The following is a 20,543-nucleotide window of genomic DNA, read 5'->3' as shown; positions in this document are numbered from 1 at the left end:
AGAAAACGCATACCGCTAAATCAGAATGGATGTACCGCTAATTTCAGAATAGGCGTACCGTTCGAGCAGAATTTGCACCCTGATCGGTCAGATCCATGGAGACTATGAAAAAAGCAGTCTGATTTCTGTGATAGAGAAGATATTTGTACCTCAAAAGCTGCCAACGGCATTGTTTTGTTACAGCGATGAAGTTGCGATAGAGGTAATGTCCTGGATCATGAAGCATGGTTACAGAATTCCGGAGGACGTATCTGTAGTTTCGTTTGACGGTATTCCGTTTGCGGAACGCATAACGCCTTCACTGTCTACGATCAGTCAGCCGGTAGAATATCAGGCAAAAAGTATCATAAACGGCATGCTGTATCTACAGGATGGAGCCGAGAGACCATGTGATGAAAAGGAAAATGAATATCTGCTGCAGATCCGTGACAGTGTGGGAATTCCTGGTCATTATGAAAAATAGGAGGAAAAATATGAAAGCGAAAAATTAATTGCCGCCGGTATTGCGGCATCAATGTCACTGCTGACTCTTGTAGGATGCGGAACAGCCGGAAATGCTGGCAATTCTGGAGGAGACACCGCTAAAGAAGATACCGTCAAGGAAGATACCGCTAAGCGAGGGCGAAGACTCTGATAGAAGCTGCAGAGCACAGTGTTGGAAGCAAAGAAGGAGCAGTATCTGCAAGAATGGAGATCCGAATGCTTCTGGAGGACTATGAATCCAGAAATACACGTCTGCAGGAAGTTATGGTTCTAATTGAAGAACTGGTAAAACAGATTCCGATGGCTGAAAAGCTGTTAGGGATCAAAGGTGTGGGAATCAGGACAGTGTCAGGGTTCCTTGCAGAAGTAGGTGATATTAGCCGCTTCAGCAATCCGAAGGAACTGCAGAATCTTGCAGGATTGGCATTGGTTGAAAATAGTTCAGGAAAGCACAAGGGCGAGACAACAATAAGCAGACGGGGCCGAAAGAGACTCAGATACCTGCTCTTTGAGGTTGCAATGTCGCTTGTAGCGAAGAATCCGGAGTTCAGAGAACTCCATAATTATTACACAACCAGAAAACTGAATCCATTAAAGAAGATGCAGTCACTTATGGCGGTTGCGGCCAAGCTGATACGTGACTTTTATGCGATGCTGACAAAAGGTGTGGCTTATGACCCCCAAAAGCTGGTCAGTGATATCAGGAGACCGGCAGCTTATCTGCAAGTAGCGTAAGAAAAAAGTAACTATAGTAGAGGCTGTCATCTGGGCAGCCACTGAATCAAGCAGAATGTAACAGATAACGTCCACTGATCACAGTGCTGGTACAGGAAGCAAGTCAGTAATCAACAATACAAAGAATGAGCCAGTAGTCGGCAGAAATAGTCACCATGGGGCATATGACCCCGTTAAGGAGCATAGCTGACACATGAGATTTGAAAAGAAGAAATATATTCTTGCAAAAGTAAATCAGATTTTAATCGGGTATTAACATTATTATGGAATAAGTGATAACTATCAAATGATGGATAACTTCCGTAAGAGAGTTATTCAGATTCTTTATTTTTGGATGAATAGGCATAGTCAGAGGAAAAGTTATACATGGGATGGATTCAATCAGTTTTTGAAGGAGCATCCTATAGTAAGACCACGTATTTATGTGAGCCTATATGGATAATCTGAGGCATAAGTGTCGTGAAGAGCCGTATGCCTGAATTGGGCACGTACGGATCTGTGGGGGATATACTTAGTAATAGGTGTTTCTACCCGACAAGTTAGGACCTCTGGAGACAGAGATGATCCTGGTGGATATAGGAGGTTAGCTGCCATAGAGGGATGGGTATACACAAGGCCAGTAAAGCGGAAATCAATGACGTTTTATTTCGTATACCTTCTAACCACTATTTCAGTACTTGATATATCGAAATGCTTATAGCTTTGGCTTGTTCACTGAGATATAAAGGTTGAAAAAACTTGAATTTTCAATAAAAAACACTTGATTATATGAGGAGGAGACGAGCATGAAAAAAGTATTATACGAGGAATTACTTCCGGAAGAATGTGTACAGAGGATAAAGGAGATGCCGGTTGCCTATCTGCCACTTGGCACACTGGAATGGCATGGTCCGCATATGCCTCTTGGAGCTGACGGGATCCAGTCAAAAGAACTGTTTGTCCGGGTGGCAGAAAAGGTCGGTGGTGTAGTGCTTCCGATGCTGTTCATGGGACCTGACCGTTTATTTGATGATCGGGGAACTGTATTTTATGGAATGGATATCAATACAGAGGGCGCACTGAATATCTATTGTGCCCAGCAGATGAAGGGCAGTGCTTACTGGATGGAAAAGGGACTGTTTCAGGATCTGCTGCGCAGTATTTTTGCACAGCTTTCCAGAGCAGGAGTCCGCATCGTTGTGGGACATGGACACGGTCCGTCAACAAATGCATTTCAGGAAATGAAGGAAGAGGCAGAAGAAAAATACGGACTGTGCATTATGACAGCATGGACCTATGCGGATGATGAGAGACTGAAATATCAGAATGATCATGCCGGAGCAAATGAGACCTCTATTGTAATGGCTGTTCGGCCGGAACTGGTTGACTTTGGACAGGTAAAAGAAGATGAGAGTAATCTGATCGGTATTGCAGGACGTCATCCGGTCCGAGAATCATCGGAAGCATTCGGAAATGAAATTCTGGAATATACAATGAAAACACTGATCGCAGGCATTGAGAAGGAGTACAAAACAATAAAAGAAAGATAGATAAAAAAATATCTCCATTGGAAAAAATAACCGGTGGAGATATTCTGTTTTATTTTGATTTTTACTTTTGAAATAAGGCCTCTGTCTTGACAAAAAAAGAAAATTTCATTATAGTAGGAACATGGCAAAGGCGTTGAATAAGAGGAGTATGCAGATCTACGCTGACAGAGAGAAATGCACAGACGCAAGAGAAGCGCAGGCTGAAAGGCATTTTCAGATGGAGGACTGCAGAAGGTAGCTTAGGAGCCGGGAAACTGAAAGCAGAAATGCAGAACAGATGCAGATGCTGCTGTGTAGGTTTTCACGTACCCCGCGTTAAGGGACAAGAGATAGACGGGAATAACAGATGTTTTTTCCGGATAATGAAGGTGGTACCGCGAGAATGATCGCCCTTCGCACATTAGTTATTGGCTTTTGTGTGGAGGGCGTGTTTTTTCTTGCAGAGAACAGGAGCATTTTAAGGTTCCTATAATCAGAAAGATTCAGGAGGAAAACATGAGTAAAGAACTTGCAAAGACTTATGATCCCAAGGGTATTGAGGATCGTCTGTACAAAAAATGGATGGATAACGGATACTTCCATGCAAAAGTTAATCCGGACAAAAAACCTTTTACAATTGTAATGCCGCCGCCCAATGTAACCGGACAGCTGCATATGGGACATGCACTGGATGAGACCATGCAGGATATCCTGATCCGTTTCAAAAGAATGCAGGGCTATGAGGCTCTCTGGCAGCCGGGAACTGACCATGCAGCCATCGCTACAGAGGTTAAGGTAACAGAGAAACTTCGTAAGGAAGGGATTGATAAGAACGAGATCGGCCGTGACGAATTTATGAAACATGCCTGGGCATGGAAAGAGGAGTACGGCGGAAAGATCATCAATCAGCTGAAAAAGCTGGGAGCATCTGCAGACTGGGAGCGTGAGCGCTTTACCATGGATGAGGGCTGCTCCAAGGCTGTTCAGGAAGTATTTATCCGCCTTTATGAGAAAGGCTATATCTACAAAGGCTCCAGAATCATCAACTGGTGTCCTGTATGCCAGACTTCTATTTCTGATGCAGAGGTTGTACATGAGGACCAGGACGGATTTTTCTGGCACATCAATTATCCCATCGTAGGTGAGGAAGGACGTTTTGTTGAGATCGCGACCACTCGTCCGGAGACACTTCTCGGCGATACAGCAGTTGCTGTAAACCCGGAGGATGAAAGATATAAAGACCTTGTAGGAAAGATGCTGAAGCTTCCTCTTACAGACAGAGAGATCCCGGTTATTGCCGATGAGTATGTTGACAAGGAATTCGGAACAGGCTGCGTTAAGATCACACCGGCACACGATCCCAACGACTTTGAGGTTGGACGCCGTCATAACCTTGAGGAAATCAACATCTTAAATGATGATGCCACCATCAACAGCCTTGGCGGAAAATATGCAGGTATGGACCGTTACGAGGCACGTAAGGCCATGGTAGAGGACCTGAAGGAGCAGGGACTTCTTGTAAAGGTTGTTCCGCACAGCCACAGTGTTGGTACCCATGACCGCTGCGGTACAACGGTAGAGCCGATGATCAAACCACAGTGGTTTGTAAAAATGGACGAAATGGCAAAAGCTGCTATCAAAACTCTGGACGACGGAAACCTTCAGTTTGTTCCGGCACGTTTTGACAAGACTTACCTGCACTGGCTGGAGAATATCCGTGACTGGTGTATTTCCCGTCAGCTTTGGTGGGGACACAGGATCCCGGCTTATTACTGCGATGAGTGCGGTGAGATGGGGGTTGGAAGAGAGATGCCGGAGAAATGCCCGAAATGCGGATGCACACATATGCATCAGGATGAGGACACTCTGGATACCTGGTTCAGTTCCGCACTGTGGCCGTTCTCCACACTTGGATGGCCGGATAAGACACCGGAGCTTGAGTATTTCTATCCTACAGATGTTCTGGTAACCGGATATGATATCATCTTCTTCTGGGTTATCCGTATGGTATTCTCCGCACTGGAGCAGACTGGTGAGACACCGTTCCACCATGTACTGATCCACGGTCTGGTACGTGACTCACAGGGACGTAAGATGAGTAAGTCTCTTGGAAACGGTATCGATCCGCTGGAGGTTATCGACAAATACGGCGCAGATGCCCTTCGTCTGACACTGATGACAGGTAATGCACCTGGAAATGATATGCGTTTCTACTGGGAGCGTGTAGAATCCAGCCGTAACTTTGCAAATAAGATCTGGAATGCTTCCCGTTTCATTATGATGAACCTGGAGGGCAAGACAGTAACAGCGCCGGAAGACCTGAACGCACTGTGCAACGAGGATAAATGGATCCTTTCCAGACTGAACACAGTGATCCGTGATGTTACTGAGAATATGGATAAATATGAGCTTGGAATTGCCGTACAGAAGGTCTATGATTTCCTGTGGGATGAGCTCTGTGACTGGTATATCGAGATGGCAAAGGTAAGACTGTGGAAGGCAGAGGAAAACCCGGCAGCAGCAAACGATGCACTGTGGACACTCCGCACTGCGCTGACACAGGGACTGAAGCTTCTTCATCCGTTCATGCCGTTTATCACAGAAGAGATCTACTGCACACTGCTTCCGGAGGAAGAGTCCATCATGATCTCCGACTGGCCGGTATACAGAGACGAGATGGATTTTGCAGATGCTGAGAAAGCAGTTTCAAGCTTCCAGGAGGTTGTACGTGGAATCCGTAACACCAGAAACGAGATGAACGTACCGCAGAACAGAAAGACCAATATCTACATCGTAGGCAAGGACGCAGAGAGCTGTGCACGTTTTGAGTCCTGCAAGAAGTCCTTTACAAACCTTGCGTTTGCAAAAGAGATCCACGTACAGCAAGATAAGAACGGAATCGGTGAGGATGCGGTATCCATCGTTGTGGCAGACGGTGTGGTTTATCTGCCGCTGGAGGATCTGATCGACCGTGAAAAAGAGATCGAACGTCTCACAAAAGAGCAGGAGCGACTTACAAAAGAGATCGCACGCTGCGAGGGAATGCTGAACAATCCGAATTTTGTGAACAAGGCACCTGCAGCCAAGGTAGAGGCAGAGAAGGAGAAACTTGAGAAATACAAAGAGATGAAAGAGAAAGTGAACCTGCAGTTAACACAGATGGTGAAATAACGAAGGAGTGTTTTAATGAAGTGGTGTAACTTTTTCAATAAGATTTCGCTGATACTTCAGGCTCTGGGCTGTGCAGTCCTGTACTTTGTGATCGAGGCCATATGCAGGCACTCGTTCACAGAGGCGTGGACCTACATGACCACAAGGCCGCTTGTATTTGCTTATAATGCAGCGTTTATCTTTACGACGATGCTGATTGTTTATCTCTTCCGAAAGAGAATTTTCTGGCGTATCTTTGTGGGCAGCTTATGGCTGTTTCTGGGAATCGTAAACGGTGTGCTTCTTCTCAACCGTGTCACACCGTTTACAGGACCGGATGTGAAGAATCTGACAGATGGTCTCAGTATTGCAAAAAAATATCTGACCCATACCCAGATGACCATAGGTGCAGTTCTTCTGGGAATTGCGGTTCTGATCCTTCTGATCATCCTGATAAGGTCGCCGAAGTACAGAGGCAAGCTGAAATACAAGGTGAATATTCCGTTGGTCCTGGTCGGGGTCCTTGCCTTTGGAGGAATTACACAGCTTGCTCTGGAAAAAAGAGTTCTTTCCAATTATTTTGGAAATATTGCCATAGCTTATGAGGATTACGGATATCCTTACTGTCTGGCAACGACGATCTTTAATACCGGAATCAGTGCCCCGAGAGACTATTCCAAAAGCGAGATCAAAAGGATCGAGAAGTCGGAAGAAAATCTTCCGGAAACGAAAGAAGGCAGTCATCCGAATATTCTGTTTTTACAGCTGGAGTCCTTTTTTGATCCTACGCTGGTAAATTATCTGGAGCTGTCAGAAGATCCTATCCCGAATTTCAGAAAGCTGATGAAGGAGTATTCCTCCGGATATTATAAGGTACCTTCCGTAGGAGCCGGAACCGCAAATACTGAGTTTGAATCCATTACCGGAATGAGCCTTCATTATTTTGGACCGGGAGAGTATCCTTACAAGAGTATCCTTAAGGAAACTACCTGTGAGAGCGCACCGTATGTTCTGAAGAATCTGGGCTATACTGCTCATGCAGTACATAATAATGAGGCGAATTTCTACGGAAGAAGAAGTATTTTTCCGAATCTGGGATTTGATACCTTCACTTCGGCAGAGTATATGAAGGATGAAAACCAGAAGAACCCGTTGGGCTGGACCAAGGACAGTGTCCTCACCGATGAGATCGTCAAGTGTCTGGATTCCACAGAAGGGCCTGATTATGTATATACTATTTCCGTACAGGGACATGGAGATTATCCTTCAGAACCGGTACTGGAAAATCCGGAGATCACAGTTTCCGGGGCACCTACTGACGAGCTGAATAATAAGTGGGAGTATTATGTAAATCAGATCCATGAGATGGATAATTTTGTCAAAGAGCTGACTGACAGGCTGGCAGATTATCCGGAGGATGTGGTACTGGTCATGTATGGTGATCATCTGCCGACCATGGGACTGACCGTGGAGGATGTGGAGAATAAATATCTGTTCCAGACAGAGTATGTGATGTGGGATAATTTCGGACTTAAGAAAAAGAAAGAAAATCTTGCGGCATACCAGATGGCAGCAGAGGTTATGGACCGTGTAGGTATCCATGAGGGAAATGTTTTCAAGTATCATCAGGCAAGAAGAAACACCAAAAATTATCAGGTGGATCTGGAGACCCTGCAGTACGATCTTCTCTACGGAAAGCAGTATACATATGACGGAGCGAATCCTTTTGAGCGGACAAAGATGCGTATGGGAATCTATGATACCACGCTGGATTCCATTCAGGTTGTGTCTGAGACGGATCACACCTATTATATCCAGGGAACAAACTTTACGCCGTCCAGCCAGGTGAAGATCAACGGAGAATGGTATGATACGGTTTATGTGAATCCTACCAAGCTGATCATTACCGGAAAGGAACTGGATGATTTTGACCGGCTCTCGGTAGTGCAGCGAAGTAACAGTTCCACAAGAAAGGCCATGACAAAGAGCCATGACCGGGCGGTTTATGCGCTGCTCGCTGACAGCAAGTGGAAGCTTGACAGTGAAAAGAGCAGTTCTGATACAGGGTCAATGGAGGAAACGGATACAGCGTCAGAAACGGAATCCACAGAAGATTCCGGTGAAGAAAACAGTACAGACAACCAGTAAATGGCATAGAAAAGATACTCCGATACAAAAAATGTCGGATAAAATATTACGATTAGGACTGGACATCTTCCACCACTATTATATAATGGTATCGTAACGAACAGGAGGGGAGAAGCTTTTCTCCCCAAAAGTTCTTTACGAATACATTATAGATAAGTGATGGTTTTTTTTATGAATTACGAAGAAGCAGTTGCGTATATTGAAGATATACCGAGATTTACTACTAAGAATAGCCTGGACCATACCAGAGAATGCTTAAGAAGACTTGGAGATCCGCAGAGGAAATTCCGTGTGATCCATGTGGCAGGAACCAACGGAAAGGGAAGTACCTGTGCTTTTATCACATCGGTCCTTCGGGAAGCTGGATATTCCTGCGGACTTTTTACATCTCCTCATCTGGTGGAGATCAACGAGCGTTTTCAGATCAACGAGGAAGTGATCGATGACGATACTTTCCTTCGTGCTTTTGAAAAAGTTAAAAAGCTTTCCGATGAGCTGGTTGCGGAGGGAAGCTATCATCCCACCTATTTTGAGACACTCCTTCTGATGGGAATGGTGATCTTTGCAGAAGCCGGCGTGGACTATGTAACACTGGAGACCGGTCTTGGCGGACGTCTGGATGCAACCACTGCTGTGGAGGATCCGGCAGCCTGTGTGATCACATCCATCAGCCTCGATCATATGCAGTATCTTGGAAATACAGTTTCCGAGATCGCAGGAGAGAAGGCAGGGATCATGGTGCCGGGTGTTCCGGTGATCTACGATGGAAATGATCCGGATGCGGCCGGAGTGATGCGTGAGCATGCAGAGAAGCTGGGATGTCCATATTATGAGCTGAAACGGGAAGACACAGAGATCCATAAGATCACAAAGGACGGAATCCGGTTTTCTCTTAAGGACGAGACATATGGCGATACCATATTTGATATACCGTTTATCGCCCGTTATCAGGTTATGAATGCAGCTCTTGCGGTGAAAACCATTCAGGTACTGGAAGATCAGATTCCGGTATCTCTGGAGGCTCTGAAGGCTGGTATGGCAAAAACACGCTGGCAGGGAAGGATGGAAACGGTTCTTCCGGGTGTGATCGTGGATGGCGCACATAACGAAGACGGTGTTGAGAAGTTTGTAGAGACAGCAGAACATTTTCAGAAGGAATTTCCTCTGACTCTACTGTTTTCCGCAGTGGATGACAAGGACTATACGGATATGATCCGCACGATCTGTAGCAGGATCCGTTTTCGACATGTGATCGTCACACAGGTAGGCGGATACCGTAAAGTTCCGGTAGAAGAGCTTGCGGAGATCTTCCGTGAAGACGGAGTACCGGAAGTGGAAGCAATAGAGGATGTTCCAGCAGCTTTTGAACGGGCAGTAAAGGAAAAAGGTGAGGATGGAATGCTGTTCTGTGTAGGATCCCTTTATCTGGTCGGTGAGATCAAGGCTGTGATCAGGAGGAAAAAATTATGATCGATTACGAAGAGGAACTGAAGAAATTTGAACCATGTCTGGATGTGGCAGATGTAGAAGGTGTCATTTATGACCGGGAGATCACAGATATCATGGATGTACTCCAGGAGATGCTGCGTGAGGTCAAGAGCAACAGACGTGTAAGATAAGGAGAAGTGGATGAACTGCATAAACTGTGGAGCGTTCCTGACGGATACAGATCTGGATTATTGTCCGCACTGTGGAGCCAATGTACTGATCCAGAAGAAGGTGGATTATCTTTCCAAGCTTTATTATAATCAGGGGCTGGAAAAAGCCAGCATCCGGGATCTGTCCGGGGCGATCAGCTGTCTGAAGCAAAGTCTTGCTTATGACAAACGGAATATCCGTGCAAGAAATCTTCTTGGTCTTGTATATTTTGAGACCGGTGAGGTGGTTGCCGCACTGAGTGAGTGGGTCATCAGCAAGAATATCCAGAAGAACCGAAATCTGGCTTCAGAATATATTGCCAGGCTTCAGGCAAACCAGAACAAACTGGAAACAATCAACGAAAGCATCAAGAAATATAACAATGCCCTCGCCATGTGCAGGGAAGGCCATGAGGATATGGCGGCCATCCGCCTGAAAAAGATCCTGTCCCAGAATCCCAAGCTGATCAAGGGGTATCATCTTCTTGCTCTGATCCAGATGAAGAATCAGGAGTGGAATAAGGCGAGAAGAACCCTGAAAAAAGCAGCCAGGATCGACAAGACCAATACCACCACACTTCGTTTCCTGCGTGAAGTTGACGAGCAGACGGGTGTTACCACAAAGATGGAAAAACGGCGTAAGGGCTTGTTTGGAAATGAAAAAAATGAGAATGATAATATTTCAGGAGAAATCGTTGTAAGGCCGTCGTCTTATAAAGAAAGATCAAAGATATCACTTTTCTTTACCACGGTACTTGGATTTGCGGCAGGGGCGGCAGCATTCTGGCTCCTTGTACTGCCGGCTGTGAAACAGGATATTTACAGGCAGGCCAATCAGCAGATCATACAGTACAGTGATTCTCTTTCCAGCCAGAGCGTGGAGCTTACCAAAGCTCAGGGAGAAGCTGCCCAGTCCAGTGATACGGCAGATGCAGTTGCCAAGCAGGCAGAGGAAGAGCAGAAACGCAGTCAGAGCTATGAGGCTTTGTTTAATGCATATACTGCCATGCAGCAGGAGGATCTGGATACAGCGGCGCTGGAACTACAGAAGGTATATGTGGATACACTGTCAGATTCTGCAAAGGGGATTTACAGTACTATCAGCGGAAAGACTGGTGTAAGCGGGATCGAGAGCGGAGCTTCTGACGGAACGTCCAGTGCTGACAGCAGCACAGATGGAACAGCTGAAGCTGGAGCGGATGCCGCAGCTTCGGCGGGAGAAGATGCACAGAGCTCTGACGGAGATTCCGGAGAAGACAGCAGCTACAGTGACGGAGGATATGAGGATTCCTCTTACGATGGAGGTTATACAGAATAAAAAAGATCATAACTCATACAGAGGAGAAACCTCGGATAAGGGGAATGTGCGTTGGCGCATTCCTCTTTTTTTACCCTTTGGTCATGAGAAATGGAATAAAAAATCAAAAATGGGGGAATGATAGAATGACATCAGGTTTTGAAAAATCCGGAACCGTGCTGACTGTACATCTTCCGGCGGAACTGGATCATCCGGTTTCTGATGAGATCCGGAGAGATTCAGACCGGATTATTGGACATAACTATATAAAAAATATGATTTTTGATTTCTCAGAGACCGTTTTTATGGACAGTTCCGGGATCGGTCTGCTGATGGGTAGGTACCGGGCACTTGGCATGAGGGGGAAATGTGTGCAGGTTGTCAATGTGAACAGTCATATTGCAAAGCTTCTGCGGCTATCCGGAGTGGGAAAATATATTGAAATCTGTGGAATTAAAAAATCGGCAGGTGAACAGGAGGGTGTTTATGATGGAAAACACAAATGAAATGACGATCATTTTTGACAGCAGACCGGTAAATGAAGCACTGGCAAGAGTTGCTGTGGCTTCATTCTGCACACAGCTGAATCCTACGCTGGAGGAAATTTCGGATCTGAAGACCGCAGTATCGGAGGCAGTGACCAACTGCATCATACACGGGTATGAAGGGGAGATACATAAGATCCGGGTAGAATGTCGTCTCCGGGGGCAGGAGCTTCAGGTAGATGTGACAGATCACGGAGCCGGGATCCCGGATATCAAAAAAGCCATGGAGCCTCTGTTTACCACAAAGGCTGATAAAGACCGCTCCGGTATGGGGTTTACATTCATGGAGGCGTTTATGGATGAGCTTCAGGTGGAATCGGAGGTTGGCCGTGGAACTACAGTGCACATGAAAAAGATCATCAGGAGGTAACTATGGATCGTACTCTTGTCCTCATCGGGCGTGCACACCAGGGGGATAAAGCGGCAAGAGATCTTTTGTTTGAGGAAAATACAGGACTGATATACAGTGTGGCAAAGCGTTTTCTGGGACGAGGGGTGGAGATGGAGGATCTGTTCCAGATCGGCAGCATCGGACTTCTGAAAGCTGTGGATAAGTTTGACATGTCCTATGATGTGAAATTTTCCACCTATGCCGTTCCCATGATCATCGGAGAGATCAAACGTTATCTCAGAGACGACGGGATACTGAAGGTAAGCCGTTCTCTGAAGGAAAACCACTACAGGATCTATCAGGTGAGAGAAGCACTGACACGCCGGCTGGAGCGGGAACCTACGACGGGAGAAATGGCAGAGGAAATGGGAATTTCCATAGAAGAACTGGTAATGACCATGGAATCCGGTGCAGAGGTGGAATCTCTTCACAAAACGATCTATCAGGGTGAGGGAACGGAGATTTCTCTGATGGACAAGCTTCCGGAAAAAGAAAACCGGCAGGAAAAAGTACTGGACAGGATTTTTCTGGAAGAGATACTGGGAACTCTGGAGGCAAAGGAGCGGAGGCTGATCTATATGCGGTATTTTCAGAACATGACCCAGATGGAGATCGCCCATGAGCTTGGCGTATCCCAGGTACAGGTATCCAGAATGGAAAAGAGGATCCTGCGCAGTCTGCAGGAATCCGCAGAGAAAAAATAAAAGAGAGCCATGAGAAATGCTGCTGTTTTCTCATGGCTCCTTTTTGTGGGCAGCAGATTTAGTCAGACTGCTGCTTTTTTATGAAAAAGTACATTTTTGTATTTGAAAAGTGCTCCAAGAAGGATCATACCGATCACACCGGCTGAGATAAATTCGCCGGCTCCTACTGTGAGCATCATAAACGGGATAGGAAGGTTAATGCCATATCCGTAACGAAGCACAAGAGGAACGATCACAATGTTGGAAACGATCGGCGGGATTGGGGCTGTCCATTTGCCTGTATTGCGAAGCTTGTAGGTAAAGAATGCACCGATAAGTGTGGCAATGCTTCCGAAAATGATGTCAACCGGAATCGCACCGCCAAGAAGATTGGCGATGATACATCCCACGAACAGTCCCGGGATGGCAGCCGGTGTGAAGAACGGAAGAACGGTCAGCGCCTCGGAAAACCGGATCTGAACTTCACCGAAGCTAAGTGGCGCGAATACCAGTGTCAGGACAACATATACAGCTGCAATGGCAGCTCCCTGTACCAGAAAATGAGTACCTTTGTTTTTCATGTTTTTTATTCTCCTTTAGTTTTGTTTTACGAGTGGAAGGTCACGAACACTCGGCACATTTATAGGCGGTGACCGCCTTGTAAGCCCTGTACGACCTTGGTTTTTGCGGGCTTTTGCAGCGAAACTGAGTATAGCATAAGGGGCGTGGAAATGCAAGGTACGATCCTGACTATTTGATAACCCTGGCCTGTGTGGACAGACCCTGGCTCTGAAACAGCTTTTTGTAAGAGGAAAGTCTGCTTGCCGGAACCTTTACAGTCAGTTTTTTGTAATTATTCTGACCTGCTCTTGTGAAGATATATTTACCTGAGCTTTTGGAAGTAAGACGTCCTGTCTGTATGGTGACAGAGGTAAGGGCCTTACAGTCACAGAAAGCTTTTGTGCCGATCGCAGAAACTCGGGAACCGATTTTTACAGTACGAAGACTTGTGCATCCCTGGAAGGCTCCGGCACCTATGCTTGTGATATTTCCTGAAATCGTTACCTGTTTCAGGTTTTTACAGTTTTTGAAGGCATTGGCTGCAATGGCTGTGACTTTGTAGGTTTTTCCGTTAGCTTTGACAGTGGCCGGAATCTTTGCAGTGACAGTATTGCGTGAACGTGGTCCCTTCAGTGCTACGGAAGTCCCGGTGGTATTGACTGTGTAGACATTATAAGCATCCCGGAATGTTTTTGCAGTCTGTGGCTTTGGTGTGGCTGCAGGAGTGATCTGGAAATTTAAGGTGATGGTTCCGTAGAAATGGTAATCACCGATGATCTTCAGGGTAGCAGTTCCTGCTTTTTTATTGTTCTGGTATGTCACATGATAATCATTGATGCCAGAAAGCTTTGCTTTTCCAAGAGTTACGGTTGGAACGGGCTTTATGTCAGAGCCTGTATAGGTATATGTTTTTTTGATCCCTGTTACAGCTGCATCGGAAATATTGCATGCATAGCTGATATTGTTTTTCTTGGCATATGTAACTGCGTAAGAGCCGTACGGAGCATGGATCTTGCAAAAATATGCATGAGAGTTGACATACCCGTAGCCGCCCCACACAGCATCCGTTCCAATGCTTTTAACAGTATCAGGTATGTTGATCCTGGATAGCTTGTCACAGTAGGCGAAAGCTTCTTTTCCGATCTTTGTGACCCCTTTCTGGATGTCCACTTCTTTCAGCTCAGGAAGATAAACAAAGGCCCTTTCGGAAATACTTGTGATCCCGGGCTTTATTATTACCTTTCTGATCTGGTTTTTGATAGCTTTCCAGGAGGAATCGCTGTAGAAGGTAAACCAGCCTTTTGTTGAAGAGACCGGGTATCGGTGGTTTTCCTCTGTGGAAATAGAAAGTGGTCCGTAGCCGGAGATCGTAAGGATACCGTTTTTGAAATTCCAGGTTGCGTTGTCACCTGCGATATGGTAAGTTTTTTTGTCAGCTTTTCCGTTGTCGGAATTAATGGAATAAAAGTTCAAGGTGTTGGAGTTTGAAGCATAATAAACGACCCTGGAATCCTTTACCACAGGCTGACAGTCAGAAATCGGAGCAGCTGTTGTAAACTCTTTGCTGAGACTCTTTCCCTTTCCGTCCACAAAAAGATAATGAAGGGTGCTGGAAGAGAGCGGATCGTTAGCGGAAGAGTTTTTCTTGTTATCGTCGGAGACGTATTCTTCCCAGGAAATCATAAAACGGTTGTCATTTATTTTGGTGATCTTTACGCCCGCAAAGCTTTTTCCTCCGCCTGTAAAGTTGGTAAGCTTCCTGGTAGTGGTTGCTTTTTCGGAAAAGTCAGACATTGGTGTGACGGACAGATAAAGGTTATGAGGCGTGTTTTCAGATACCTTATCATATTTGGACTGATCGATGGAAGTGCCAACGCATAATACACTGTCAGAGGAAACAGCCATGCCGTCAACGCTTGCGTAGCAGGCCAGTGCCCACACAGAAGTATGTGAGCCTCCGTATGGCAAAAGCTCTATGGTGGTGCAGGCAAGTGTAGTGCTGTCGTATCTGGAAAGCTTTGTACATCGTGAACCCTCACTCTGCTCCAGTACGTAGAGATAAGAACCTTGTGATTTGATATACTGTGCAAAGGAATGCCACAGATCGCAGGAAACGATCTTTCCTTTCATGGTTGCCTGGTCGATCTCGGCCATAAGGAAGCCCTGATGTCCCTGACCGACAGAGGGATCCACATATCCTTCGTGACCGGTAACAACATAGAGTTTGCCGTTGCTTTCTGTCATTTCCACACAGCCATAGTCAAAGGGCGTGCGGACCTCACCGCCAAAAAGCTCCGGGTTACTGGTAATTGCTGCTGCACCGTTCCGGTTCCAGCTTGTATCGTAGCGGATAACGCGGATGACCTCAGCGGAATCGTTTTCTTTGTTGTTTGTCTGGCCTTCTACCAGATAATATCCGTCAGATCCGGCATAAAAGCCACCCCACAGTGGAAGCTCCATGTTGATCTTGCGCTTGCTTCTGATCTTCAGATCATTATCGTAATATTCAACGCCGACAGAATTTTTCTGGTGGAAGACCCTCATGTATCCGCCGGAAACAGGAATAAGATCAGAGGTACGGCGTAACCTGACATTGAGATTGTCCTGTGCGGTTGGCGTAAGAGAGCCTGCCCGGGCTGTCTGTGGAAACAGGATCAGACAGAAGCAAAGACAGCAGAACAGAAATAGCAGAGATGTTAATTTTTTTAGCTTTTTCATAAGTTTCTCCTTTGTATGTGTTTTTAGATGATCTCCTGTTTAGATTATAATTCATGGGACAGAATTTACAATACAAAATCGGGAGTTATGGAACTCCCGATCCTCAGGATTTCTGTAAATTCTGTTCACAAAAACATCTTGAGGAAATACTGCTAGTGGGCAGTAACATCAGCAGCAGGAACCTTATGGAAACAGGGGCTTTTTTCTTGACAGTTTTTTGTGATATTGATAAAATATATTACAGTATATAGGTTAAAGGGGCATTGGTTTTGATCTAAATCAATGTCTCTTTATTTTATATATCACACATATTACACCAGGGAGGTAGAAAGATGTTAAAAGTATGGATCGCAGGTGCCAACGGACAGATCGGACGGGCACTGAATGATGTTCTGGATCCAATGCAGATCGAGACTCTGAACACAGATCTTGATGAGCTGGATATCACAGACACAGATGAAGTGATCAACTTCGGTTCCATTAACCGTCCGGATGTGATCATCAACTGCACCGGTATCACAGATACCGATGAGTGTGAGAAGAATCCGGAACATGCATACCGTGTCAACGCACTGGGAGCAAGAAACTTAAGCATCGTGGCAAGAAAATGCGGGGCAAAGATCGTCCAGCTTTCCACAGATGATGTTTTCGACGGAAAGAGCAAAAAACCGTATACAGAGTTTGACGATACCAATCCGCTGACTGTTTACGGCCGTTCCAAGAGAGCCGGAGAGAACTATGTAAAAGAGTTTACACACAAACATTTCATTATCCGAAGCAACTGGGTATACGGAAAAGGCGGAAACAATTTTGTAAACCGTGTGCTGGAGACAGCAGAAAAAGGCCAGGCGCTTTCCGTTGCTTCGGATCAGTTCGGATCACCGACCAGCGCCAAGGATCTGGCAAGAATGATCCTGTATCTTATCGATACCAACGAATATGGAACTTATCACGTAACCTGCAGCGGTGTATGCAACCGTTATGAGTTTGCAACCGAGATCCTTCGCCTTGCAGGAAAGGAGATCGAACTGAGATCCGTGCCGACAGAGCAGTCAGATCTTTCTTCTGTCAGACCGCCATATGCCGTCCTTGATAATTTTATCCTCCGTATTATTGAAGTGTATGATATGCCGGACTGGAAAGCATCGCTGAAAGAATATATGGATGAAAGAGCGGAGGACTAGAATGAAAGAGAAAAATATAAAAGAGAAAACACAGCAGAAAAAGAAAATGGGCCTTACCACGAAGATCTTTGTGGCGCTGATCGCAGGTGCGATACTGGGAATCATTCTCTGTTACCTGGTTCCTGACAGCAGCTTCAAGAAAGATGTGATCGTGGAGGGAATCCTTTATGTGATCGGACAGGGATTTATCCGTCTGATGAAAATGCTGGTTGTACCGTTGGTATTCTGTTCCCTTGTCTGCGGAAGTATGTCCATCGGTGATACCAAGAAGCTTGGAACCGTAGGTGTGAGAACACTGGTATTTTATCTGGCGACTACAGCTCTGGCTGTTTCGGTTGCTCTGACGGTAGGTAATCTGATCAATCCGGGTGTGGGACTTGATATGAGCTCTATTCAGTCCTCCGCTTCCTCTGTGGAGACTATGGAGGCTACCTCTCTTACGGATACCATCCTGAATATCATTCCGGACAATCCGATCAATTCCCTGGCAAGCGGAACCATGCTTCAGGTTATCGTATTTGCCCTGATCGTGGGTGTGATCCTTGCGAAAATGGGAGAGCGAGCAGAGACAGTAGCGAACTTTTTCAGCCAGTTCAATGACATCATGATGGAGATGACCATGATGATCATGGCACTTGCACCGATCGGTGTATTCTGCCTTATCAGCAGAACCTTTGCAAACATCGGTTTCAGCGCATTTATCCCGCTGGCAAAATATATGATCGGTGTTCTCCTTGCACTGGCAATCCAGTGCTTCGGCGTATACCAGATCCTGCTGAAGATCTTCACAGGACTGAATCCGATAAAATTCATCAAGAAATTTTTCCCGGTTATGGCATTTGCATTCTCAACAGCTACATCCAATGCCACGATCCCGATGTCCATTGATACCCTGTCCAAAAAAGTGGGTGTTTCCAAGAAGATTTCTTCATTCACCATTCCTCTTGGAGCTACCATCAACATGGACGGTACCTCTATCATGCAGGGTGTTGCCGTAGTATTTGCGGCACAGGCCTTCGGTATCCACTTAAGTCCGATGGATTATGTGACAGTTATCGGAACTGCAACCCTTGCTTCCGTAGGAACTGCCGGTGTACCAAGTGTTGGTCTTGTTACTCTGACCATGGTATTTAACTCTGTAGGACTTCCGGTTGAGGCAATTGGTCTGATCATGGGTATTGACCGTATCCTGGATATGACCAGAACAGCGGTTAACATTACCGGTGATGCAGTCTGCACAACCATCGTTGCACACCAGAACGGTGCACTGGATAAAAACGTGTTTAACGAATCAAACTAAATATCCGGTTCAAAAAAAGATCCGACCCTGTCGGGTGAGAAAAAACGAAAAACGGCTGTACATATCGTAAAAGCGATATGTGCGGCCGTTTTTTTACTGGATCAGGTAAGTCCCCTGCTTATTCCTGTTCCAGAACACCCATGACAGAGGGCAGTTCCAGCTGCTGATAGGTGTGAAGGATCTTTTCCAGCTCAAAGATAGCAGGGGTAAGAAACTTATTCTTGTGATAGACCAGCTTGAATTTCCGGTTCCATTCCCCTGCTTCGTTGCAGAAGACCCGGACTGAACGGTGACGGATCTCATGATGCATAAGACGGATGGACATAACAGAGAGCATCTGGTTATACAGCACTGCGTTCAGCAGTGCCCGCGGACTGTTGGCTTCCCAGGCAGTTCGGATCTTCAGATCATGGCGAAGGGTGTAATCCTCAAAAAGCTGTCTGGTACCGCTTCCATATTCCCGGACTGCAAATTTCTGGTTGTTCAGCTCCTGGACATGGATGCGTCCTCTGCGGTAAAACGGATGCTTTTTTCCGGCGGCAAGGACCAGACAGTCGTCGATGATGGGAAGAACGACAAGGTCCGGGGAATGGATCTCACCTTCTACCACAGCAGCGTCCAGCTCAGAACGCAGAAGCTTCTGTTCGATATTTTGCGTGTTGGTGACAAAGGAGTAAACGTCAAGGTCCGGGATTTTTTTCTGCAGATCCAGGATAATGGATGGGGTCAGGCAGGTTCCCACAGTGAGGGTGGAGCCAAGCTTCAGGGTGGAAGACTGTCCCTGGTTCTGCATCAGCTCTTCCAGCTGCTGAAACTGGCGGATCATTTCACGGGCATGGGGAAGAAGAAGCTTTCCCCGTTCTGTGAGATAAAGCTTTTTTCCAAGACGTTCAAAGAGAAGGCCGTTATAATGAGCTTCCAGCTCACGGATGGCCTGACTGACTGTTGGCTGGGAAAGATAAAGATGTTTGGCAGCAGCACTCATGGAGCCCTGTTCCGCAACGGCCGCAAAAACAGTGAGATGGCGGATGGTCATATGGAATCTCCTTTTATTGTAAATTGGTATATAGGTAAAACCTATCATTTTTATAAAATAATATCATTTCTCAAATACATCTTCAAGTGGTATAGTAGGAAGTACGTGAAAACGATTTCAACATTGCAAAATACAGGGCAACGATACCATGGGAAAGTATCGGAATGCCGGTGAGACCAGGAGGAGGAAATATGTCAGCATTAACTGTAAGCAAAGAGGAAGAGAAAAGACTGAAGGGGCAGGGGTTTTTAAATAACCGGGGAACCGATGAATTTTCTGCACGGGTGATCACTGTAAACGGAAAGGTGACAGCGGCACAGCACAGATGTATGGCGGAAGCAGCAGAGAAATTCGGCAACGGAAATCTTACCTACACGACCAGGCTCTCCGTGGAGATCCAGGGAATCCCCTATGAAAAGATCGAAGAGTTTCAGGAATTTATTGCGAAGGAAGGTCTGGAGACAGGAGGAACAGGAGCAAAGGTCCGACCAGTAGTATCCTGCAAGGGAACCACCTGTCAGTATGGACTTCTGGATTCCTATGCAATTTCAGAAGAGATTTTCCGGAGATTCTATAAAGGCTACCGTCAGGTTGCACTGCCGCATAAATTTAAGATCGCAGTAGGCGGATGCCCGAATAACTGTGTGAAACCAAATCTGAATGATGTGGGGATCATCGGACAGAGGATTCCGCACTTTGACAGCGAGGCATGCAAGGGCTGCAAAAAATGTGCCATTGAAGCTGCATGTCCAAACAAAGTGGCGAAAGTCGTTGACGGGAAACTGCACATTGATGAGGAGCTTTGCAGACACTGCGGAAGATGTGTGGGAAAATGTCCATTCCATTCCATCCCGGACGGTACCTACGGATTCAAGATCTATATCGGTGGACGCTGGGGAAAGAAAATTTCTCATGGAAAGGCCCTGAACCGGATCTTTACGTCAGAGGAAGAGGCACTGGATGTTATTGAGAAGGCAATCCTGCTTTTTAAGGACCAGGGATTAAAGGGAGAACGTTTTGCCGAGACTATAGAACGAATTGGGTTCGAAAATGCAGAAAAACAATTATTGGAAAAAAATCTTCTGGAAAGAAAAATGGAAATTTTGTCCAAATAGAGATATAAAAAACTTCCTATTATATAAGCTGTCTGAAACTGAAAAAATGCGA

At 46.0% G+C, this 20,543-nt stretch carries 16 protein-coding genes and 1 pseudogene; 14 read left to right on the top strand and 3 right to left on the bottom strand.

Going from position 1 to position 20,543, the window contains the following annotated elements:
* Positions 1–127: 127 nt before the first annotated feature.
* The 11 genes and pseudogenes from EAI83_RS02565 to EAI83_RS02520 all read left to right on the top strand — a co-directional run bounded on the left by EAI83_RS02565 (position 128) and on the right by EAI83_RS02520 (position 12,598).
* On the top strand, positions 128–463 hold the full coding sequence (locus EAI83_RS02565; protein ID WP_243113435.1) for a substrate-binding domain-containing protein: 336 nt from the start codon (positions 128–130) through the stop codon (positions 461–463).
* Between the two features lie 323 nt (positions 464–786).
* A pseudogene (locus EAI83_RS02560) lies at positions 787–1,218 on the top strand (transposase); the annotation flags it as partial.
* Between the two features lie 785 nt (positions 1,219–2,003).
* A complete protein-coding gene (locus EAI83_RS02555; RefSeq protein ID WP_110103653.1) occupies positions 2,004–2,747 on the top strand; it encodes a creatininase family protein in 744 nt (247 codons plus the stop codon).
* A 495-nt stretch (positions 2,748–3,242) separates the two neighbouring features.
* Positions 3,243–5,897: a valine--tRNA ligase gene (locus EAI83_RS02550; RefSeq protein ID WP_129974560.1), complete on the top strand. Its 2,655-nt coding sequence runs from the start codon at positions 3,243–3,245 to the stop codon at positions 5,895–5,897.
* Positions 5,898–5,912: 15 nt separating this feature from the next.
* Entirely contained in the window at positions 5,913–8,024 is a 2,112-nt protein-coding gene (locus EAI83_RS02545) for an LTA synthase family protein (protein ID WP_129974559.1), read from the top strand.
* A gap of 171 nt (positions 8,025–8,195) precedes the next feature.
* Entirely contained in the window at positions 8,196–9,494 is a 1,299-nt protein-coding gene (locus EAI83_RS02540; RefSeq protein ID WP_129974558.1) for a bifunctional folylpolyglutamate synthase/dihydrofolate synthase, read from the top strand.
* Positions 9,491–9,643 carry a hypothetical protein gene (locus EAI83_RS17150; protein WP_015526890.1) on the top strand — a complete coding sequence of 51 codons (153 nt, stop codon included), beginning with the start codon at positions 9,491–9,493 and terminating at the stop codon, positions 9,641–9,643. The genes EAI83_RS02540 and EAI83_RS17150 overlap by 4 nt, the downstream gene beginning before the upstream one ends.
* A gap of 10 nt (positions 9,644–9,653) precedes the next feature.
* Entirely contained in the window at positions 9,654–10,979 is a 1,326-nt protein-coding gene (locus tag EAI83_RS02535; RefSeq protein WP_129974557.1) for a hypothetical protein, read from the top strand.
* Between the two features lie 125 nt (positions 10,980–11,104).
* Complete coding sequence (locus EAI83_RS02530; protein ID WP_015526892.1) at positions 11,105–11,464, top strand: anti-sigma factor antagonist; 360 nt, start codon at positions 11,105–11,107, stop codon at positions 11,462–11,464.
* Complete coding sequence (gene spoIIAB, locus EAI83_RS02525; RefSeq protein WP_015526893.1) at positions 11,448–11,873, top strand: anti-sigma F factor; 426 nt, start codon at positions 11,448–11,450, stop codon at positions 11,871–11,873. Before EAI83_RS02530 ends, spoIIAB begins: the two co-directional genes overlap by 17 nt.
* Positions 11,874–11,875: 2 nt before the next feature.
* On the top strand, positions 11,876–12,598 hold the full coding sequence (locus EAI83_RS02520; protein WP_021650746.1) for a SigF/SigG family RNA polymerase sporulation sigma factor: 723 nt from the start codon (positions 11,876–11,878) through the stop codon (positions 12,596–12,598).
* 62 nt (positions 12,599–12,660) lie between these two features.
* On the opposite strand, the gene EAI83_RS02515 is transcribed toward EAI83_RS02520, so the two are convergent.
* Both EAI83_RS02515 and EAI83_RS02510 read right to left on the bottom strand, forming a co-directional pair.
* Positions 12,661–13,158, bottom strand: a complete 498-nt coding sequence (locus EAI83_RS02515; protein ID WP_129974556.1) for a QueT transporter family protein — start codon at positions 13,156–13,158, stop codon at positions 12,661–12,663.
* A 169-nt stretch (positions 13,159–13,327) separates the two neighbouring features.
* Positions 13,328–15,856, bottom strand: coding sequence for a leucine-rich repeat domain-containing protein (locus EAI83_RS02510; RefSeq protein ID WP_129974555.1), 2,529 nt, complete (start codon positions 15,854–15,856; stop codon positions 13,328–13,330).
* A gap of 332 nt (positions 15,857–16,188) precedes the next feature.
* Here EAI83_RS02510 and rfbD point away from each other — a divergent pair, with 332 nt between their 5' ends.
* Both rfbD and EAI83_RS02500 read left to right on the top strand, forming a co-directional pair.
* Positions 16,189–17,040: a dTDP-4-dehydrorhamnose reductase gene (gene rfbD, locus EAI83_RS02505; protein ID WP_015526899.1), complete on the top strand. Its 852-nt coding sequence runs from the start codon at positions 16,189–16,191 to the stop codon at positions 17,038–17,040.
* 1 nt (position 17,041) lies between these two features.
* Positions 17,042–18,340, top strand: coding sequence for a dicarboxylate/amino acid:cation symporter (locus EAI83_RS02500; RefSeq protein WP_015526900.1), 1,299 nt, complete (start codon positions 17,042–17,044; stop codon positions 18,338–18,340).
* 118 nt (positions 18,341–18,458) lie between these two features.
* On the opposite strand, the gene EAI83_RS02495 is transcribed toward EAI83_RS02500, so the two are convergent.
* On the bottom strand, positions 18,459–19,376 hold the full coding sequence (locus tag EAI83_RS02495; RefSeq protein ID WP_059085331.1) for a LysR family transcriptional regulator: 918 nt from the start codon (positions 19,374–19,376) through the stop codon (positions 18,459–18,461).
* Positions 19,377–19,567: 191 nt separating this feature from the next.
* Between EAI83_RS02495 and EAI83_RS02490 the strand changes: the two genes are divergently transcribed.
* Entirely contained in the window at positions 19,568–20,491 is a 924-nt protein-coding gene (locus EAI83_RS02490; protein WP_021977051.1) for a 4Fe-4S binding protein, read from the top strand.
* Positions 20,492–20,543 lie beyond the last annotated feature (52 nt).

Origin of the sequence: Blautia sp. aa_0143 (assembly GCF_004167315.1) — a bacterium.
Taxonomy (GTDB): domain Bacteria; phylum Bacillota; class Clostridia; order Lachnospirales; family Lachnospiraceae; genus Blautia_A; species Blautia_A fusiformis.
The sequence above is the reverse complement of the archived record's forward strand: the minus strand, read 5'-3'. Positions and strand labels throughout refer to the sequence as shown.

Excerpts from the sequence above, each read along its gene's own strand:
- EAI83_RS02555 (WP_110103653.1), top strand. The coding sequence starts at position 2,004 with ATGAAAAAAGTATTATACGAGGAATTACTTCCGGAAGAATGTGTACAG.
- EAI83_RS02515 (WP_129974556.1), bottom strand. The coding sequence starts at position 13,158 with ATGAAAAACAAAGGTACTCATTTTCTGGTACAGGGAGCTGCCATTGCA.
- rfbD (WP_015526899.1), top strand. The coding sequence starts at position 16,189 with ATGTTAAAAGTATGGATCGCAGGTGCCAACGGACAGATCGGACGGGCA.
- EAI83_RS02540 (WP_129974558.1), top strand. The coding sequence starts at position 8,196 with ATGAATTACGAAGAAGCAGTTGCGTATATTGAAGATATACCGAGATTT.
- EAI83_RS02535 (WP_129974557.1), top strand. The coding sequence starts at position 9,654 with ATGAACTGCATAAACTGTGGAGCGTTCCTGACGGATACAGATCTGGAT.
- EAI83_RS02500 (WP_015526900.1), top strand. The coding sequence starts at position 17,042 with ATGAAAGAGAAAAATATAAAAGAGAAAACACAGCAGAAAAAGAAAATG.
- EAI83_RS02495 (WP_059085331.1), bottom strand. The coding sequence starts at position 19,376 with ATGACCATCCGCCATCTCACTGTTTTTGCGGCCGTTGCGGAACAGGGC.
- EAI83_RS02520 (WP_021650746.1), top strand. The coding sequence starts at position 11,876 with ATGGATCGTACTCTTGTCCTCATCGGGCGTGCACACCAGGGGGATAAA.
- EAI83_RS17150 (WP_015526890.1), top strand. The coding sequence starts at position 9,491 with ATGATCGATTACGAAGAGGAACTGAAGAAATTTGAACCATGTCTGGAT.
- EAI83_RS02550 (WP_129974560.1), top strand. The coding sequence starts at position 3,243 with ATGAGTAAAGAACTTGCAAAGACTTATGATCCCAAGGGTATTGAGGAT.
- EAI83_RS02530 (WP_015526892.1), top strand. The coding sequence starts at position 11,105 with ATGACATCAGGTTTTGAAAAATCCGGAACCGTGCTGACTGTACATCTT.
- EAI83_RS02490 (WP_021977051.1), top strand. The coding sequence starts at position 19,568 with ATGTCAGCATTAACTGTAAGCAAAGAGGAAGAGAAAAGACTGAAGGGG.
- EAI83_RS02545 (WP_129974559.1), top strand. The coding sequence starts at position 5,913 with ATGAAGTGGTGTAACTTTTTCAATAAGATTTCGCTGATACTTCAGGCT.
- spoIIAB (WP_015526893.1), top strand. The coding sequence starts at position 11,448 with ATGGAAAACACAAATGAAATGACGATCATTTTTGACAGCAGACCGGTA.
- EAI83_RS02510 (WP_129974555.1), bottom strand. The coding sequence starts at position 15,856 with ATGAAAAAGCTAAAAAAATTAACATCTCTGCTATTTCTGTTCTGCTGT.